This window comes from Nocardia sp. NPDC004568 (assembly GCF_040609955.1).
Classification (GTDB): Bacteria; Actinomycetota; Actinomycetes; order Mycobacteriales; family Mycobacteriaceae; genus Nocardia.
The window spans coordinates 88,656-105,020 of sequence record NZ_JBEXLL010000002.1; the positions used below are offsets into that span (position 1 = coordinate 88,656).

A 16,365-nucleotide genomic window follows, 5' to 3' on the forward strand; every position below is an offset into this window, starting at 1 on the left:
CCACTCAGGAGGGCTCATCTATCGAGCCGGGTGACAGACCCGGCGTCCTCCGCTGCACGACCCTCCCCTCTCCGGCCCTTTCCCCATCGCTGATGCCGATGCCCGCCGGGGGGTGGTGAGATGGCCGTCGCACTCACCGTCCTCAGCCTCATCGGGTTCGTGGCGCTCACCGCCGGCACCGCGTTGTTCGTGGCCGCCGAATTCTCGCTCACCGCTCTGGAACGCAGCACCGTCGAGGCGCACGCGCGCGACGGTGATGTCCGGGCGCGGGCGGTCCGGCAGGCGCACCGCACCCTGTCCTTCCAGCTGTCCGGCGCTCAGCTCGGTATCACCATCACCACACTGATCACCGGTTATATCGCCGAACCCGTGCTGGCGCGGTTGCTCGAACCGCTGTTCACGGTGCTCGGGGTCCCGGATTCCGCCGCGACGGGTATCGCCCTGGTCCTGGCGCTGATCCTGGCGACCTCACTGTCGATGATCTACGGCGAACTGGTTCCCAAGAACATCGCCATCGCCGCGCCCTTGGCCACCGCGCGGGCCACCGCCGGGCCGATGGTGGCGTTCTCGGCGGTGTTCAAGCCGATGATCCAGTTCCTCAACGGCACCGCCAACTGGGCGGTCCGCCGATTCGGGGTGGAACCCGCGGAGGAACTGCGCTCGGCACGGTCGCCGCAGGAACTCGGTTCGCTGGTGCGCACTTCGGCTCAGCACGGCGCTCTCGATCAGCGCACCGCGCAACTACTGGACCGCTCCCTGCAGTTCGGCGAGCGCAGCGCCGAGGAGCTGATGACCCCGCGCGTGAAGATCGAAGCCCTGGACCGTACCGATACCATCGGCGATCTGCTCGCCGCGGCCGCCCGCACCGGCTACTCACGATTTCCGGTGATCGACGGCGACCTGGACAACACCCTGGGTGTCGTGCACGTGAAACAGGCGTTCACCCATCCCGCGCGCACGCGTGCCGCTGTGGGGCTCGCACAGATCGCGCAGCCGGTGCAGGTACTCCCGGCCAGCCTCGACGGTGACGAGGTGCTGGAACGGGTCCGCGCCGACGGTATGCAGGTCGCGCTGGTCGTCGACGAGTACGGCGGCACCGCGGGCCTGGTCACCATGGAGGACATCATCGAGGAGATCCTCGGCGATGTGCGCGACGAGCACGACGAAGAGGAACGCGAGGTGCGCCGGGTCTCCGACGGCTGGGATTGTTCGGGTCTGCTACGGATCGACGAGGTGAGCCGGGCGACCGGGTATATCGCTCCCGAGGGCGAGTACGAAACCCTCGGCGGACTGGTGCTCACGCGCCTGGGCCGGATCCCGGTGGCCGGCGATACCGTGGTGCTCCCGGAGCGCGGCCACGAACGCCGCCACGGCGACGGCCAGGGTGGCTGGCTGGCCCGGGTGGAGCGGATGGACGGACGCCGCATCGACCGGATCCGCCTGGTCCCGGCCGATGCCGAGGCCATCGACCGGCGCGACCAGCAGCCCACCGGCCGGGAGGTCCGCCATGGGTGACCTCTTCGGCGTGGCGCTGACCGTGGTCCTGCTGGCGGGTAACGCCTTCTTCGTCGGCGCCGAGTTCGCGCTCATCTCCGCCCGCCGCGACCGGCTCGAAGCGCTGGCCGCACAGGGCAAACGCAATGCCGACACGGTGATCCGGGCCGGGCAGAACCTGTCGATGATGCTGGCCGCCGCACAGCTGGGCATCACGATCTGCTCGATCCTGCTCGGCCGGGTCGGCGAGCCGGCGGTGGCCCATCTGCTGGAGCGCCCGTTCGAGCTGGCCGGACTGCCGGAAGCACTGCTGCATCCGGTGTCGTTCGTCCTGGCGCTGGCCATCGTGGTGATTCTGCACATCCTGCTGGGCGAGATGATCCCGAAGAACATCGCGCTGGCCGGCCCGGAACGCAGTGCCCTGCTGCTCGTGCCGCTGCATCTGGCCTGGCTGCGCATCGCCCGGCCGCTCATCGCGATCTACAACTTCGCGGCCAACGTGTCGCTGCGGATGCTGCGCATCGAACCCAAGGACGAACTCGAGGCCACGGTGTCGAGCGACGAACTGGCGGAGATGATCGGCGAATCCCGGTCCGAGGGCCTGCTCGACGAGGAGGAACACCGCCGCCTCACCCAGGCGCTGGGTACCGGGGAGCGATTCGTCGCCGAGGTCATGGTGCCGCTGACGCAAGTGCGCACGATTCCGCTGCGCGCCCGCGGCACCACTCTCGGCGATATCGAGAACGCGGTCGCCGAAACCGGTTTCTCCCGCTACCCGGTCCGCGCCTCCGACGGTTCGCTGGTCGGATATCTGCACGTCAAGGATGTGCTGGACAAGGTCTCCGACGAGACCGCGGGCCCCGGCACCGAGATCCCGCGCACCGATATCAGGCCGCTGCCCACCGTGCTGATGGGCACCACCCTCTACGAGGCACTGGCCCGCCTGCGCCGCACCAGCAGCCATCTGGGCCGGGTGGTGGACGCGCGGGGCAATACGGTCGGCATCGTCGCACTCGAGGATCTCGTCGAGGAGTTCGTCGGTACCGTCCGCGACACCACGCACCGGGTCGCCGAATGACGGTTGCGGCCCTCGGATCGGTGCTCGGCGCGGCCGAATGGCGCCGGCGCGCCGCCGCGCACCGCGACCGCCTCGACGCCCTGGCCGGCCCGTACCTGCGGGCGCGGGCCGCCGGGGCGAAGCATCCGGTACTGGATTTCCTGTTCACCTACTACGGTCACAAACCGGCCCGGTTACGGCGCTGGCATCCCGGATTCGGGGTGGCGCTGGCCGGCGCCGCCGAGTACTCCGGTCTGCGGGGATATCAGCGGATGGACGAGCCGGGCACCGAAGCCGGGCCGGTGATGACCGCCGATCCGGCGTTCCTGCGGTCCCGCGCCGACACCCTCACCTATATCGCGGACCTGCTGCGGGCGACCGCGTCCCGGCCCGCACAGCTGTCCTGTTTCGGCCTGCACGAGTGGGCGATGGTGTACCGCACCGAGGAGGTCCGCCACGACGCGGTGCCGCTGCGGCTCGGCGCGGCCGGTACCGACGCGGTGGTCGAGTCGATGCCGGTGCGCTGCACGCATTTCGACGCCTTCCGGTTCTTCACCCCGGCCGCGGTCCCCCGCAACAACCGGCAGCTGACCCGCGACGACCAGCTCCACGCCGAGCAGCCGGGGTGCCTGCACGCCAATATGGATCTGTACAAATGGGCTTTCAAGGCGACTCCGCTGCTCGCCTCGGATCTGCTGCTCGACTGTTTCGAGCTGGCATTGGATGCCCGGACGCTGGATATGCGAGCGAGCCCGTACGATCTCCGCGAACACGGATACGAGCCGGTGCGGATCGAAACCCCGGCCGGGCGAGCCGAATACGTGCGCCGCCAAGCCGAGATCACGAACCGGGCAGCACTGCTGCGCACCCGGTTGCTCGCGAACCTGGACTTCCTGCTGGCACAACTTGCCGAATAGCTCGCCTACTCGCGCCGGTGGCCGGGCAGGTCGACAGCGGTCCGCTCGGCGCGCGGCCGGATACTCTGTGCCCCGCCGGAATTCTTCTCGCTCCGCGCCGTCCGCAGTCCGCGATCCGTCGCCTCGGCAGGCTCCACCCGCGTACGGGCCGCCGCTGGTACCGATCGGATCCGTGGTGTGATCAGCCGGACTGTTCCGGCTTCCGGGCCACCACCCGGAACACCACCCCGCCGCGACCGGTGCGGGCGAACTGTTCGAGGGTGAACCCGGCGCCGGTGAGGTAGCCGACCGGTTCCCGGGTGAGATGGTCCGCGGCGAACCGCACCGCGAGTGGCTCGAGCAGGCGCATGAGCGCCGCCATCGGGCGCGCGCGGGCCGGGCCGTGCTCGACCGCGACGAACACCCCGCCCGGGCGCAGCGCCCGCCACGCCGCCGCCGCGGCGGCGGCCGGGTCCGGAATCGTGCAGAAGGTGTAGGTGGAGACCACCGTATCCACCGATTCGGCAGGTAGATCCAGCTGCTGGACATCTCCGTGCCGCAACTCCACCGGCACCGGCGCCGAACGGGCGCGCGCGAGATCGAGCATGCGCTCGGACAGATCCACCCCGATCACCCGCTCGACTCCGGCGCCGTATAGCGGCAGGTTCAACCCGCTGCCCACCCCGATCTCCAGCACGGTCCCGCGGGCCCGATCGATCGCCCATCGGCGCGCGTCACCGAGCAGTACCCGTTCGGACCAACCGATCTGCCGGTCGTATCCGTCGGCGATACGGTCGAAGAACTGTTCCACGCGGTCCGATTCACCGCGGGCTGTGTTGCCGGACATGCATCCAGCAAACCAGCCCGGCCCGCGCCGGTACATCGGGGAAACCCCCGAATCGGCCGCGGCCGGCGCCGGAACCGGCGACCGAATCGCCGGGGTCAGCGGCGCGGGGCTTGCGGGAAGGATCGACATGCAACGTTCACTCGCCGACGTCGTCGACTGCACCGGGCTCGCCACCGCATCGACGGGGCTGGTGATGATCTTGTTCGCCCCCGTACCTCGTATCAGCGGATCAGCCGGACTCGAGCGATACCGGCCGCATCGTCGAGAGCGGTCGCCACCGGCTGCGAGTGCGGCGGGACGTGAATACTGTTTCAGGGGTGCGTCATTCGCTGTGAAAAGCTAGGTTCGTCAGCGACGAATTGCGGTGGGTGTGAGTGTGAGCAGGGGTGTGTGTGGCCAGGATCAAAGTGCGTGACCGGTTGCGATTCTGGTTCGACCGGACGATGGATCGCGGCACTCCGGCATTGATCGGCTGGCTCGGTCTGGCGTCGGCGGTGCTGATCGCGGTGACCACCACCCTGGCCGCGCTGCTGGCGCCGGCCGATGTCGCGGGAGTCAAGGGCGGCTGGGTGGGTGTGGCGTGGATGAGTCTGCTGCGCACGCTCGACCCCGGGACCATGGGCAGCGACGACGCGACCGTGTTCAGCGTGCCGTTTCTGCTGCTGATGCTGGTGGTGACGCTCGGCGGGATCTTCATCGTCAGTTCGTTGATCGGTGTGCTCGTGACCGGGATGGAACACCGGATCGCGGAGCTGCGCAAGGGCCGGGCCCCGCTGATCGAGTCCGGGCACACGGTCGTGTTGGGCTGGTCGGATCAGGTGTTCACCGTGGTGGCCGAGCTGGCCGCCGCGAACCAGCGGACTCGCCGCTCGAGCGTGGTGGTCCTGGCCGACCGGGACAAGGTCGATATGGAGGACCAGATCCGTGCCCGGGTCGGCAATACCGGCCGTACGCGCGTGACCTGTCGGTCGGGCAGCCCGCTCGAGCGCGCCGATCTGGAGTTGGTCAGCCTGGACACCGCCAAGTCGATCATTGTGCTGCCGCGGCCGGGTGACAACGCCGATATCGACGTGATCAAAGCCCTCCTGCTGCTGAACAACCGACCGTGGCCGGCCCGGCGACCGCATATCGTCACCGCGGTGCGTCAGTCGGAGGATGTGGCCGCGGCCCGATTGGCCACCGACCCGGACACATTGGTGATCGATGCCGAGGACATCACGGTGCGGATCGTGGTTCAGTCGCATCGCCAGTCCGGCCTGTCCACGGTGTGCACGGACCTGCTCGACTTCGCCGGTAACGGGCTCTACCTGCGGGCCGAGCCCGCGCTGGCCGGCCGGACCTACGGTGATGCGCTGACGGCCTACAACACGAGCTGCCCGGTGGGTGTGCGACACGGCGACGGAACGGTGGCGGTGAACCCGCCGATGGACACCGTGATCGCCGAGGACGACCAGATCATCGTGATCGCCGAGGACGATCCACTGGTGGAACTGGCGACCGAGCCGGTGCCCGTGGTCAGCGAGGCCTTGGTGAAGGTCCCGGACGACGTCACCGGCCCCGCACCCGACCGGACCCTGCTGATCGGATGGAACTCCCGCGGTCCCCGCATTCTCGGCCTGCTCGACGAGTACGTCGCCCCCGGCTCGGTGCTCGACATCGCTTCCCCGCACCCGCCGCCCGAGGAGGTCACCGGTAGTCCGCGGGCCAATGTGACCGTCGGCTACCGGCACTGCGAGCCGACCAGCCGACGCTCGCTGGAAGCGCTGAACCCGGGCAGCTATCAACACGTGGTCGTGCTCACGGATGACACGCTCGACGAGCACCACGCCGACGACCGCACCCTGGTGACCCTGCTACACCTGCGGGATATCGAAGTCCGGCTCGGTGACCCGTACTCGATCGTCACCGAGATGAACGACGATGCCAACCGGGAGATCGCCCAGGTCACCAAGGCCGACGACTTCATAGTCAGTAGCAAGCTGATCAGCCTGCTGCTGACCCAGCTCGCCGAGAACCGCCACCTGCACGCGGTGTTCACCGATCTGTTCGATCCGAGCGGATCCGAGATCTACCTCAAACCCGCGCCGGACTACGTCACCACCGAGAGGGAGATCAACTTCGCCACCCTCGTCCATGCGGCGCGGTTGCGCGGCGAAGCCGCGATCGGCTACCGGCTCCACCGCCACGCGGGCCGGCCGCCGGCCTACGGCGTCACCCTCAACCCGCCCAAGGACACCACGATCACCCTGTCCGCGCTGGACAGCGTGATCGTGGTCGCCGAGGACTGACCTCGCCAGGGCGGGCGGTCACAGCGCAGCGCGCGGGTCAACCACGCGGCCGGGGCGTGCGCCACATGAGCCACATGTCCGGCCCGCCGCCGGGCAGCGTGATGGTCCCGGTCACGTCGAAGCCGAAGCGTTCGTAGTAGGCGATATTCGCGTATTTGCTGGATTCGAGATAGGCCGGGATGCCCTCGCGGTCGCAGTGTTCGAGCCTGGCACCCAGCAGGGCCTGCCCGAAACCGTGCCCGCGCCGCTCCGGATCGGTGCCGACGGTCGCGAGATACCAATGCGGTTCGTCCGGGTGCATCTCGGTCATGAGGTCCATCAGTGCCTTCCCTTTCCGCAACCGCCCGCCGAATGCCCGGGCGAGCCGAGGGAGCATGCGGAGTGCGCGCCAGGGGGACGGTTTCCACGCCCCGGGCGCGTCCCACAGGGCGGCCCCGCCGATCGCGCCGGCGGGATCCCGCGCGATATCGACCGCGCCGGTGGCGAAATGCTGGTGCCGGGTCTGGGTGGCGAACAGCCGGGGCAGCCCGAGGGCGCGCCGGTACGGATCGGGCCACAGCCATTCCATCACCGGATCGTCGTGGAAGGCAGCGCCCAGTGTGCGCGCCAGAGCGCCGATCTCGTCACGGCGCGCCGAGCGCACTTCGGGCCGGGTCGGCATGACTACGGTCCTCACTCTCGTCGGGGTACAAGCAGTTCCGCGGGCACGCCGTGCAGCGGCGCGTGAACGCGGGCGGGGCGCGACCGGACGGTGCGGCCCGGTCGAATCGATCGGGCCACGACCCTCGTGTCGCCGAGATACCAGTAGCGAACAATAGTTCGCGACGCCGACATTCCGTGCTGCCGCTCTCGCCGCTCCCGGTGGCACCGGAGTGTCCACGGCCGACCGCCCCGGCTCGGTCGGCGCCCGGCGCGGCGGGCACGCGGCCTGTTCGCCTGCGCCGACTGCCATGTCCGGCCGGCCGCGCGCCGTTCCCCCGGTAGTTCGCACGAGGATCGGGCCCGAAACAGTTCACCGGAACTCGGCTGGACCACACCACACCGCACCACGCCCCACGATCACTTCGTGCGCTCGCACCGAAGGGCATCGGACGGCCAGCGATGCCCACACGGGTAGAGCCGGGACGGGGTGATGAGCGCGGCGTACCCGGTGATCACCTGACGGATCGCGAAGGCGTGTTCGAAGCCCGGGACGACGACGGCGCCGGCCTCCCACTCCCGGACGTGCTGCACCACCGCCAGCGTGGTCACCACCGCGCCGGCATCGGTGCGGACCGTGTACACCAGGCGATATCCATGCCGTTCGGCCATCCGGCGCAGATCGATGCCCGACGGCGGCATATCACTGCGGACCAGTGCGCCGCCAGCTGCGAAAATTGCGGGAACGCAACAACATCACGCAATCGGCGGCGTCCCGGATCGCCGAGACCAGTCCGCAGTCCTACGGGCGCCTCGAAGACGGCCGCCGGACCAAGGTCACCGACCTCGCGCTCAATGCCCTGGCGAATGCCTATGGCGCCTCCGACTCCGAACGCCGGCTGCTGCTCGGCCTGGCCCAGGAGATCCGGGCGGCTTCGGCCTCCGGATCGGGGTGGTGGCGCTCCTATGCGGACGCGATCGCCCAGGGTTTCGACCACTACCTCGCACTCGAAGAGGCCGCGAACTGGGTGACGTCCTGGCAGACCGCCGTGGTCCCGGGATTACTTCAGACCAGAGAGTATCGAAGGGCTCTCACCTGGGCCGCCTCGCCCAAACGATCGTCGGAGGAGGTGGAGCGAATTCTCGATGTCGTCATGCCCAGACAAGGCCTCCTGGATCGAGAGGGCTATCGATTCGAAGCCCTCTTGTCGGAAGCAGTACTGCGCTATTGCGTGGGCGGACCCGCGGTGATGGCCGATCAGATCCGGCGTCTGCTGGAGCGTTCGGAGGATCGCGGTGTGGAGATCCGTATCGTCCCGGCCACGACGCAGTACCCCGTGGGACTGATCGCCGGGTCCTTTGTCCTGTTCAGCTTTCCGCCGTTGCCGACTTCCAGACTTCAGGAGCCGCCGGCGGCATACAAGGAGATCCTTGCCGGAGATCTGTACATGGAACGGGACATCGAGGTCGCGCGATTTTCCGAAAAGGCGCGGCAGATCCGCCATGTAGCGTTGTCCGGGGCGGAGTCGGGTCCCGCGCTGTCTTCACCCCTTCCGAATGGGACACCTTCCTGAACGCGGCGAAGGCCGGCAAGTTCGACTGACGGCACCCGTTGTCCACCCACGCCTCCACCGCAGCTCGCGCTGCCGTGGAGGCGTTACCGTCCCACGCCGCGGTGCACTCGGAGGCACGCACCGGCCGAGCGCTCACCGGAAGCGGTTCTTCACCCGGTCGCGTATTCCGTGAAAACCCTTATTCCGCCACTCCCCGATCGCTACCATTACTGAACAAATCCCGGGATGTGTACCGAACCCTCCCGGATGACCGGGTCGAGCAACGGAGCTCGGGAAGCGTGAGGATGCAATGGAGCGTCCCTTCGGAAGGTTCCGCCGGACCAGAGCGCTGGTCCTGGGGGCGGTGGGTGTGGTCGCCGCGGTCATGCTGCCGGGCAGCGCGTCGGCGGATCTCCGATCCGATATCCAGAACCAGGTGCGGGAATTCCTCGATGTCGGCCGGACCTCGGTGCCCCGGGCCGAGTGCGGACCCGGCTCGATGCCCGAGCCGGGTTTCCAGGGCGATGTACCGGCGGCCGACCGGGACAGCGGCCGCAGTACGCAGGGCTATCGGTGCAATATGTCGTTGGTCGGCCGGTTCGCCGGGCGTGGCGCCGGCATCACTTCCACCAGCTTCGAGCACTGCGCCTATATGGGCACGTTCTTCCCCGGCAACCTGCTGCACCAGAACGGCGGCGTGCAGGTGCTCGACGTCTCCGATCCGGCGCATCCGCGGCCGACGGCGACTCTGAACGAGCCCGCCATGGTGGCCGGCACCTGGGAGAGCCTGAAGGTCAACCGGGAGCGGAAACTGCTCGTGGGCACCGGCGTCCCGCTACTGGTCGGCGCCGGATATCTGTCGGTCTACGATATCTCCGACTGCGCGCATCCGCGGTTGCTCAACCCCGGTCCGGGCACGAATCTGGGTATGCCGCTGCCGATCACCACACACGAGGGCGGCTTCTCCCCCGACGGCCGCACCTACTGGGCCTCCGGAATCACACCCGGATTCCTCAGCGCCGTCGATCTCACCGATCCGGCGAATCCGCGGGTCGTCTGGCAGGGGTTGACCGGACTCACCGCGCACGGCTTCGGGGTGAGCCCGGACGGTAACCGCATGTACCTTTCGGCGCTGAGCGGTATCACCGTGCTGGATATCAGCGCGGTCCAGCGGCGCGACCCGAACCCGCAGGTCCACCATCTCGGGCGGATGTTCTGGTCGGACGGATGGGCCACTCAGCACAGCATTCCGGTCACCTACGGCGGCAGGCCGCACGTCTACACCGTGGACGAAGGGGGTTCCGGCGGTGTGAAACTCATCGATATCTCCGACGACGCCGATCCGCGGGTCGTGGCGAAGATCAAACTCGAGATCAATCTGCCACAGAATCTGGACAGCAATATCGCGTCGTCCATGGGCGGTTCGATCTTCGCCTACGAATCGCACTACTGCGCGGCCGACCGGCCGGTGGATCCGACCGCCCTCGCCTGCGGCTGGATCTCCTCCGGCATAAGGGTTTTCGATATCCGGGATCCACGGGCCATCCGGGAGATCGCCTACTTCAATCCGCCGGCCCGCACCGGCCGCAATCTGGAACTCGTCAATTCGCCGCACGCGCTGGCATCGCTGCTCGGCATCCCGGCGATGACCGCGCCCAGCGCGGCCCGTGCGGTCCTGGAGGGCCGGTTCGACCCCTCGCAGGCGCTGAGTTCGCGGACCGGGAAACTCGCCTTCGGCGATGTCTCCACCGATTGGTGCCTGTCGCCGCCGGAGTGGCGCGGCAACGACCTGTACGTCACCTGCTCGGACAACGGTTTCATGGTGCTGCGTGTGGACGAATCGGTGTATTCGCCACCCGCGGACCAGCAGTCGGTCGTGGGGTCGTGATCTGCGTCCGGGTCGACGCGAAGGACTCGACCGGTCACCACGAGACGACGAAGCGGTACCACGAACCGTCGTACTGCCGGTAGATGGTCTCACTGCTCCGGCGCTCGGGGGGAGGCCCCTCGGGGAGGTAGGCGAACCCGACCGGATCGAGGAAGCCGCCGCCGGTGTAGAAATGGCACCCGTCGGCCGTCCGGTCCACCCACTCGATCGCGTATACGCCGATCCGGCCGGGCTCGGAGCGCGCGACGCACTGCGCCGCGGCTTCGTCCAACGCCGCCTTGGATACTCGCCAGCCCACCTGTTCGGCGGCGCCCGAGTACACCGCGGCGACGGCCGCCAGCACCAGGACCGGAGCGACGACGCTCAGCAGCCAGGCCCGATACCTGATCAGCCCGAATACCGCACAGATCGCCCACAGCACGGCCAGACCCAGCAGCGCACCGGTGAGGAGCAGCAGGTACCCCACATCGCCGTCCGAGGCGACGAACCAGATCACCGCCACACAGCAGATTTCGACCAGGACCGCCACCACCACCGTGGTCATCGACCACCATGTCGCCACGGGCCGCCGCGCCGTCCCTGATACACCCCCGGAGATCACGGACCCCACTCTATGCGGCCGCGGCGCGGCGAACCGTACAGCGCACGCGCCCACCGCTCACGGACCACGCGAAAGAGCCCCGGTACGGGGTGCGCGGGCCACAGCGCGTCACGAGTCCGAGCTCACCTCCGGCAGCCGCCGGGCCGCCGGGCCCGCGTGCGTCTCCGCCTCCCGGGGTCCGTCCAGATCATGGCCGGCCCGGCACCGAATGACCACGTCCACCGGGGCGCCACAGTCGCGATGCGCGACAGTGAGCGCGGGCCCTTCGGGATCGGCGCAGTACTCGTCACCCCAGTGCAGCAGGGCGATCAGGATCGGATACAGAGCGCGGCCTCTACCGGTGAGCCGGTATTCGCGACGGGTCCGGCTACCGGCCTCCCGATAGGGCACCACGTCGAGAATGCCCGCGTCGACGAGTTTGCCCAGCCGGTTGGACAGCACCGATTCCGAGATCCCGGAGTGCTGACGCATCTGCTCGAAACGATGGACACCGTTGAACAGTTCACGCAGCACGATCATCGTCCAGCGATCTCCGACGATATCCAGGGTGCGCTGGACCGAGCAGTTGGCGGTGCTGTATTCGAGCCACTCCATGCGGCCAGCGTATCTGACTGCGGACTTGACAGTCAGTGCCCTACCATGGCTAGCTTGTATATCGAAAGTCAGACCACGACCAGGGAGCACCACATGCCGGAGATCTCGGACCCGCCCGACCGACTACCGAGCGTGGATCTCGCCGACGCCGGGCGATTCGTCGCCGCGAGCGGCTTCGTGGTGGACCACTTCTCCGGGACCGGTGTTCGCGGCCACGTCGAACTCGGCCCCGACCACCACACCCCCTGGGGCGTGGTCCACGGCGGCGTCTACGCGACCATCGTGGAGAGCGCGGCCAGTATCGGCGCCAGCGCCGCCGTGGTCGATCGCGGCGAGTTCGCGGTCGGCGTCCACAACGCGACCGATTTCCTGCGACCGGCCACCGCGGTACGGGCCACGGTCACCGCCGAGCCGCTACACCAGGGACGGACCCAGCAGCTGTGGCAGGTGGTCATCGCCGACGGCGACAGCGGTAAGACGCTCGCCCGAGGACAGGTCCGGCTCCAGAACATCCCGCTACCCGCCTGAACCCGCCGGGCCGCTCCCGCCGCCCGCCCCGGCGCGAACACGACGGAGCCCGGACGCACACAGCGTCCGGGCTCCGTATCGGCGATCGCTACCGGGTCACAGGGGCGGGAAACCCGCCGAGCCGGTCGACGCCCAGGTCCAGAAGTCCCCGATTCGCGTGATGATCAACGCGAAGATATCGATGACGGTACTACCCATTCGAACAATCCTCACTTCGGCTTGCAGATACGGCGGCCCAGATCAGGTCGCCCGGCCGCGGACAACACCCGGGCCCTGCCCCGATGTCACCACTGCGACAGGCGGCAGACTAGCGGTCCACCGGCATCCGCGGCCACTCCCGGCCGCTGACGGCGAGCGTCGCGGGATCGGTGGTGAGGGTCGCGACCTCGTCGGATTCGTACTCCTGCTTCGCCGCGGCCGTGGACCGTACTTCGAGCTCGGCCACGCCGACCAGGACGACGAGACCCACCACGACCAGCGCGACGGTGGTGAGCAGCGGAGTGAGCAACTCCACCGGAGCGACACCCTCCGGCACCGCGGTGTGGTCACCGTGCTGGGAACTCATGGCGGCCATACCGGTGTAGTGCATGCCACACACCGCGACACCCATGATCAGGCCCGCGCCGATGGTGTTGCCCCAGCCCTTCACGTGCAGCATGAACCACAGCGCGGCGGTCGCCGCGACCACCGCGATCAGGATGGACAGCAGCACCAGGCCGGTGTTGTACTCCATCTCGGCGCCGGAGTTCATCGCGGCCATGCCCAGATAGTGCATCCCCACGACCCCGATGCCGGTGATCGCTCCACCCAGCGGCAACGCGATGGCCTCCCGGTGCCCGCGCACGACGATCGCCAGTCCGATCAGGACGACCACGATCGCGATCCCGGCACTGAGCAGCGTCATCGGCATGTCGTAGCGGATGGTCATCCCGCCGATGGAGAAACCGAGCATGGCGGTGAAGTGCATGACCCAGATACCCGCGCCGCCGAGCGCGATGGCCGCCGCGACCAGCCAGCCGCCGGCCTGCTCCGACGACCGCGCGCGGACCGCGCAGCGGAGACCGAGCACCGACCCGATGAACGACATGAAATAGGCGAGGACAGGTGTCACCCACCCATTGCTGAAGTGCTCGAGCTGCACGCGTAACTCCGATGTACTAGTCGATTTCCGAACTGCGGCCACCTGGACAGTAGTTCGACACACCCCGAAGGGGCCCGCAGAGTAAAAATTTCACCCCACGGGGGTGTACGTTCGCCACTTGATGTCACAACTGAGCTAAGGCCGGAATGTCCGGATCAGCTCTGCAGGTACGCCGGAGTGGCAGGCGGCACCACGTTGTACACGAAGTTCCGCCGCAGTTCGTGATAGGGCTCGCCCTCCTCGAAGAAATTCCGGCGCATCTGCGCCAGTTCCTCGGCACGGTACTCCGCCAGCGGTTTGGCGGCCTCGTCGGCCTCCCGCAGTTGTTTCTTGGCGGTCAGGCGGTTCTCCAGCTCGGGCGAATCGGCCAGCGCCTCCGCCTCCCGGCGCACCCAGGCGGCGAATTCGGCGGTGTCCCCGGAACCCACCCGATCCACCAGGCCGAGCTCCGCGGCCGCTTTCGCACCCACCGGCAGCGTCTCCCGGGTGAGCCGCGCGGCCTCGGCCGCGCCCACACGCCGCGGTAGCGAATAGGTCCAGTACTCCGAGCCGTACAGGCCCATCAGGCGGTAGTGGGGATTGAGCACTGCGGCCTCGCGGGCCCATACTTCGTCGGCGGCCAGCGCCAGCATCACCCCGCCCGCGGCGGCGTTACCGGGCAGCGTGGAGATGACGAGTTTGTCCGTGGTGGTCAGGATCGCCTCCACGAGATCGTTCATGGCGTTGATGTTGTGCCAGGACTCCCGGGCCGGATCCTCGGCCGACTCGATGACGTGCAAGTGGATGCCGTTCGAGAAGAAGTCGCGGGCCGGGCCGAAGACCAGGGCTCGGGTCGGCCGCGCGCACGCCTCGCGATAGGCGGCGAGCAGCCGGCGGCACTGCGCGGTACTCATCGCCCCGCCCGCGTAGGCGAACTCGAGGTAGCCCACCGACCCTGCCTCGCGGTAGCGCACCTCCGACCAGGTGTCGCGGACGGCCGCCGCGGCGGCCGAGACCGGCACCTCCGGGGTGGCAGGGGGCAGGTCGGCGCCCAGCGCCGCCACCGCGGGCCGTTTGAACGTCGCCGGTCCGCCCGGTGTCCGACGGCGCCGCAACTGCGGCAACCAGACCGCGCCGTCGACGGTGGCCCGGCAGATGGCCCCGTCACGGGTGGCTATCACCGCACCCGGCGTACCGCGCAATTGATCCTCGTTGTGACCGCCGTGCACGAAATACTCACGGCCGTAGAGCTCGTCGAGCACCCCGGGTTGCGAATCGGCCGCACGGAGTTTGCGCAGCACCTCGGCGGTGCTTTCGGTCGCCCAGTGGATCCGGCGGTACTGCTGGGAGTGATAGGGCCGCAACCGCCCCCGGACATCGGGCCGGTCGTAGTCCAGCGGTTCGGGCACGAAATCCCCGGCGCCGAAACGTTCGACGGCCAGCAGCACCGCGGCCACGGCGGCATCCGACATCTCGTTACGGTACAGCTCGCTCTTCCCGCACGCGGGGACCGGGAAGGGCACCGAAGCCCAGATCGGCCCGGCGTCCATCTCTTCGACCGCCTGGAGCACCGTGACACCCCACTCGGACGCGCCATCACTGATCGCCCAGTCGAGCGAGGAGGGGCCGCGATCACCCGTGGGGCCGGGATGCACGATCAGCACGGTGTGCTCGGTCCAGATATCCTCCGGGACAGCGGTGGTCAGCATGGGCGCCACGATGAGATCGGGGCGGAACGCCGCGACCCGGGCCCGCAGCAGGTCGTCGCCGAGCGCCAATTCGACCGCTACCTCGTGCCCGCGATAACGCAGTTCGGTGTGCACACGCTGTGTCAGGCTGTTGAAAGCGCTCGCGACCAGCAGGACTCGCAAAATTCTCCTCCATCGAACAGGGAACCGATCCACTCGTTCCCCGGATACGGTCTCGACTCGACCAAGCTAGTCCTGCGCCGGAACGTCCGCAGCCCGAGCCCTCCGCAACCGCCCACTGCGCGAATCGGATTCGCGGCGGAAGGCGGCCGCCGCACCCTCCTGGGAGGCGATGTGCAACCCGAATCCGGTGGCTCCCGGCTCCTCGCGTCCCGGTTCGAGCCGGAGTCCGCGATCGTAGTCGCCGCCGGCCTGACGCCGGTACCGGATCGGTTCGGCGCTGTCCAGCTCGGCCAGCCGCTTGCGCAGATCGATGGCCAGCCGCTCGAAGCGTTCGTCGTCCACCCGCATCGCGCCGTGTACGACGAACGGCGGCAGCACAGCCATCCCCGGGTAGTAGAGCATGCCGTGGTGGATGGGGAACAGCAGATCCGCTATCGGACCGTTGATTCCGCGATCGGAGTACGCCGGTTCGCGGCCGCCGACGGCCACCACGAGCATCGCCCGCCGTCCGGCGAGTACGCCGTCACCGTAGCGCGGGATGGCGGTACCGCCCGCGCCGTAGGCGAACCCGCAGGTGAACACCCGGTCCACCCAACCCTTGAGGATGGCAGGCATGGCGAACCACCACAGCGGGAAGTGCAGCAGCACGGTATCGGCCCACAGAAGTTTCTCCTGTTCGGCACGGATATCCGCGCTCAGCGTGCCGTTCGCGAAGGCCTCGCCCGATGCCAGCATGAAGTTCGTCTCCTCGACGGCCCCGAAATCGGCGGAGTCGGCGTGGGCCTTCCAGCCCATGGCGTAGAGGTCGCTCACCCGCACCTCGTGGCCGTCGGCCCGCAACTGTTCGACGGCTACATCTTTCAGGGCTCCGGTGAGCGAATCGGGTTCCGGGTGCGCGTAGACGATCAAAACCTTCATGTCCCGGGCAACACCGGGACCCGGCGGAGACATTCCTGCCCCCGCGGGAACGCCGAGCCAGGCGGCACGCA

General features: G+C 68.6%; 15 protein-coding genes. 7 read left to right on the top strand and 8 right to left on the bottom strand.

The annotated features are described in order from the left end of the window. Positions 1–120: 120 nt before the first annotated feature. The 3 genes from ABZV91_RS01390 to ABZV91_RS01400 are packed head-to-tail and all read left to right on the top strand — an operon-like array spanning position 121 to position 3,468. On the top strand, positions 121–1,515 hold the full coding sequence (locus ABZV91_RS01390; protein ID WP_355233750.1) for a hemolysin family protein: 1,395 nt from the start codon (positions 121–123) through the stop codon (positions 1,513–1,515). Continuing rightward, positions 1,508–2,572, top strand: a complete 1,065-nt coding sequence (locus tag ABZV91_RS01395) for a hemolysin family protein (protein ID WP_355233752.1) — start codon at positions 1,508–1,510, stop codon at positions 2,570–2,572. The genes ABZV91_RS01390 and ABZV91_RS01395 overlap by 8 nt, the downstream gene beginning before the upstream one ends. After that, entirely contained in the window at positions 2,569–3,468 is a 900-nt protein-coding gene (locus ABZV91_RS01400; RefSeq protein ID WP_355233754.1) for a 3-methyladenine DNA glycosylase, read from the top strand. The genes ABZV91_RS01395 and ABZV91_RS01400 overlap by 4 nt, the downstream gene beginning before the upstream one ends. A 181-nt stretch (positions 3,469–3,649) precedes the next feature. Here ABZV91_RS01400 and ABZV91_RS01405 read toward each other — a convergent pair whose 3' ends face one another. Next, positions 3,650–4,294, bottom strand: coding sequence for a methyltransferase domain-containing protein (locus ABZV91_RS01405; protein WP_355233756.1), 645 nt, complete (start codon positions 4,292–4,294; stop codon positions 3,650–3,652). Between the two features lie 392 nt (positions 4,295–4,686). On the opposite strand from ABZV91_RS01405, the gene ABZV91_RS01410 reads away from it, so the two are divergent. After that, positions 4,687–6,582, top strand: coding sequence for a hypothetical protein (locus ABZV91_RS01410; protein ID WP_355233758.1), 1,896 nt, complete (start codon positions 4,687–4,689; stop codon positions 6,580–6,582). Between the two features lie 37 nt (positions 6,583–6,619). Here the strand turns inward: ABZV91_RS01410 and ABZV91_RS01415 are convergent, their stop codons facing one another. Beyond that, positions 6,620–7,243 (bottom strand): GNAT family N-acetyltransferase, encoded by a 624-nt coding sequence (locus ABZV91_RS01415; protein ID WP_355233760.1) that lies wholly within the window; start codon positions 7,241–7,243, stop codon positions 6,620–6,622. 398 nt (positions 7,244–7,641) lie between these two features. Further along, entirely contained in the window at positions 7,642–7,923 is a 282-nt protein-coding gene (locus tag ABZV91_RS01420; protein WP_355233762.1) for a hypothetical protein, read from the bottom strand. A 14-nt stretch (positions 7,924–7,937) separates the two neighbouring features. Here ABZV91_RS01420 and ABZV91_RS01425 point away from each other — a divergent pair, with 14 nt between their 5' ends. Beyond that, positions 7,938–8,795 carry a helix-turn-helix transcriptional regulator gene (locus ABZV91_RS01425; protein WP_355233764.1) on the top strand — a complete coding sequence of 286 codons (858 nt, stop codon included), beginning with the start codon at positions 7,938–7,940 and terminating at the stop codon, positions 8,793–8,795. A gap of 289 nt (positions 8,796–9,084) precedes the next feature. After that, positions 9,085–10,662 carry a hypothetical protein gene (locus ABZV91_RS01430; RefSeq protein WP_355233766.1) on the top strand — a complete coding sequence of 526 codons (1,578 nt, stop codon included), beginning with the start codon at positions 9,085–9,087 and terminating at the stop codon, positions 10,660–10,662. 34 nt (positions 10,663–10,696) lie between these two features. Here the strand turns inward: ABZV91_RS01430 and ABZV91_RS01435 are convergent, their stop codons facing one another. Both ABZV91_RS01435 and ABZV91_RS01440 read right to left on the bottom strand, forming a co-directional pair. Next, complete coding sequence (locus ABZV91_RS01435) at positions 10,697–11,206, bottom strand: hypothetical protein (protein WP_355233768.1); 510 nt, start codon at positions 11,204–11,206, stop codon at positions 10,697–10,699. 165 nt (positions 11,207–11,371) lie between these two features. Next, positions 11,372–11,857 (bottom strand): helix-turn-helix domain-containing protein, encoded by a 486-nt coding sequence (locus ABZV91_RS01440; RefSeq protein ID WP_355233770.1) that lies wholly within the window; start codon positions 11,855–11,857, stop codon positions 11,372–11,374. A 93-nt stretch (positions 11,858–11,950) separates the two neighbouring features. Here ABZV91_RS01440 and ABZV91_RS01445 point away from each other — a divergent pair, with 93 nt between their 5' ends. Next, positions 11,951–12,385, top strand: a complete 435-nt coding sequence (locus ABZV91_RS01445; protein ID WP_355233963.1) for a PaaI family thioesterase — start codon at positions 11,951–11,953, stop codon at positions 12,383–12,385. Between the two features lie 307 nt (positions 12,386–12,692). Here ABZV91_RS01445 and ABZV91_RS01450 read toward each other — a convergent pair whose 3' ends face one another. The 3 genes from ABZV91_RS01450 to ABZV91_RS01460 form a co-directional block, all read right to left on the bottom strand. After that, complete coding sequence (locus tag ABZV91_RS01450) at positions 12,693–13,526, bottom strand: MHYT domain-containing protein (protein ID WP_355233772.1); 834 nt, start codon at positions 13,524–13,526, stop codon at positions 12,693–12,695. Positions 13,527–13,681: 155 nt separating this feature from the next. Beyond that, positions 13,682–15,376: a hydrogenase maturation protein gene (locus ABZV91_RS01455; RefSeq protein WP_355233774.1), complete on the bottom strand. Its 1,695-nt coding sequence runs from the start codon at positions 15,374–15,376 to the stop codon at positions 13,682–13,684. Between the two features lie 66 nt (positions 15,377–15,442). Continuing rightward, complete coding sequence (locus tag ABZV91_RS01460) at positions 15,443–16,294, bottom strand: NAD(P)H-dependent oxidoreductase (protein ID WP_355233776.1); 852 nt, start codon at positions 16,292–16,294, stop codon at positions 15,443–15,445. Positions 16,295–16,365: the final 71 nt, after the last annotated feature.

Excerpts from the sequence above, each read along its gene's own strand:
- ABZV91_RS01390 (WP_355233750.1), top strand. The coding sequence starts at position 121 with ATGGCCGTCGCACTCACCGTCCTCAGCCTCATCGGGTTCGTGGCGCTC.
- ABZV91_RS01395 (WP_355233752.1), top strand. The coding sequence starts at position 1,508 with ATGGGTGACCTCTTCGGCGTGGCGCTGACCGTGGTCCTGCTGGCGGGT.
- ABZV91_RS01400 (WP_355233754.1), top strand. The coding sequence starts at position 2,569 with ATGACGGTTGCGGCCCTCGGATCGGTGCTCGGCGCGGCCGAATGGCGC.
- ABZV91_RS01405 (WP_355233756.1), bottom strand. The coding sequence starts at position 4,294 with ATGTCCGGCAACACAGCCCGCGGTGAATCGGACCGCGTGGAACAGTTC.
- ABZV91_RS01415 (WP_355233760.1), bottom strand. The coding sequence starts at position 7,243 with ATGCCGACCCGGCCCGAAGTGCGCTCGGCGCGCCGTGACGAGATCGGC.
- ABZV91_RS01420 (WP_355233762.1), bottom strand. The coding sequence starts at position 7,923 with ATGCCGCCGTCGGGCATCGATCTGCGCCGGATGGCCGAACGGCATGGA.
- ABZV91_RS01430 (WP_355233766.1), top strand. The coding sequence starts at position 9,085 with ATGGAGCGTCCCTTCGGAAGGTTCCGCCGGACCAGAGCGCTGGTCCTG.
- ABZV91_RS01435 (WP_355233768.1), bottom strand. The coding sequence starts at position 11,206 with ATGACCACGGTGGTGGTGGCGGTCCTGGTCGAAATCTGCTGTGTGGCG.
- ABZV91_RS01440 (WP_355233770.1), bottom strand. The coding sequence starts at position 11,857 with ATGGAGTGGCTCGAATACAGCACCGCCAACTGCTCGGTCCAGCGCACC.
- ABZV91_RS01445 (WP_355233963.1), top strand. The coding sequence starts at position 11,951 with ATGCCGGAGATCTCGGACCCGCCCGACCGACTACCGAGCGTGGATCTC.
- ABZV91_RS01460 (WP_355233776.1), bottom strand. The coding sequence starts at position 16,294 with ATGAAGGTTTTGATCGTCTACGCGCACCCGGAACCCGATTCGCTCACC.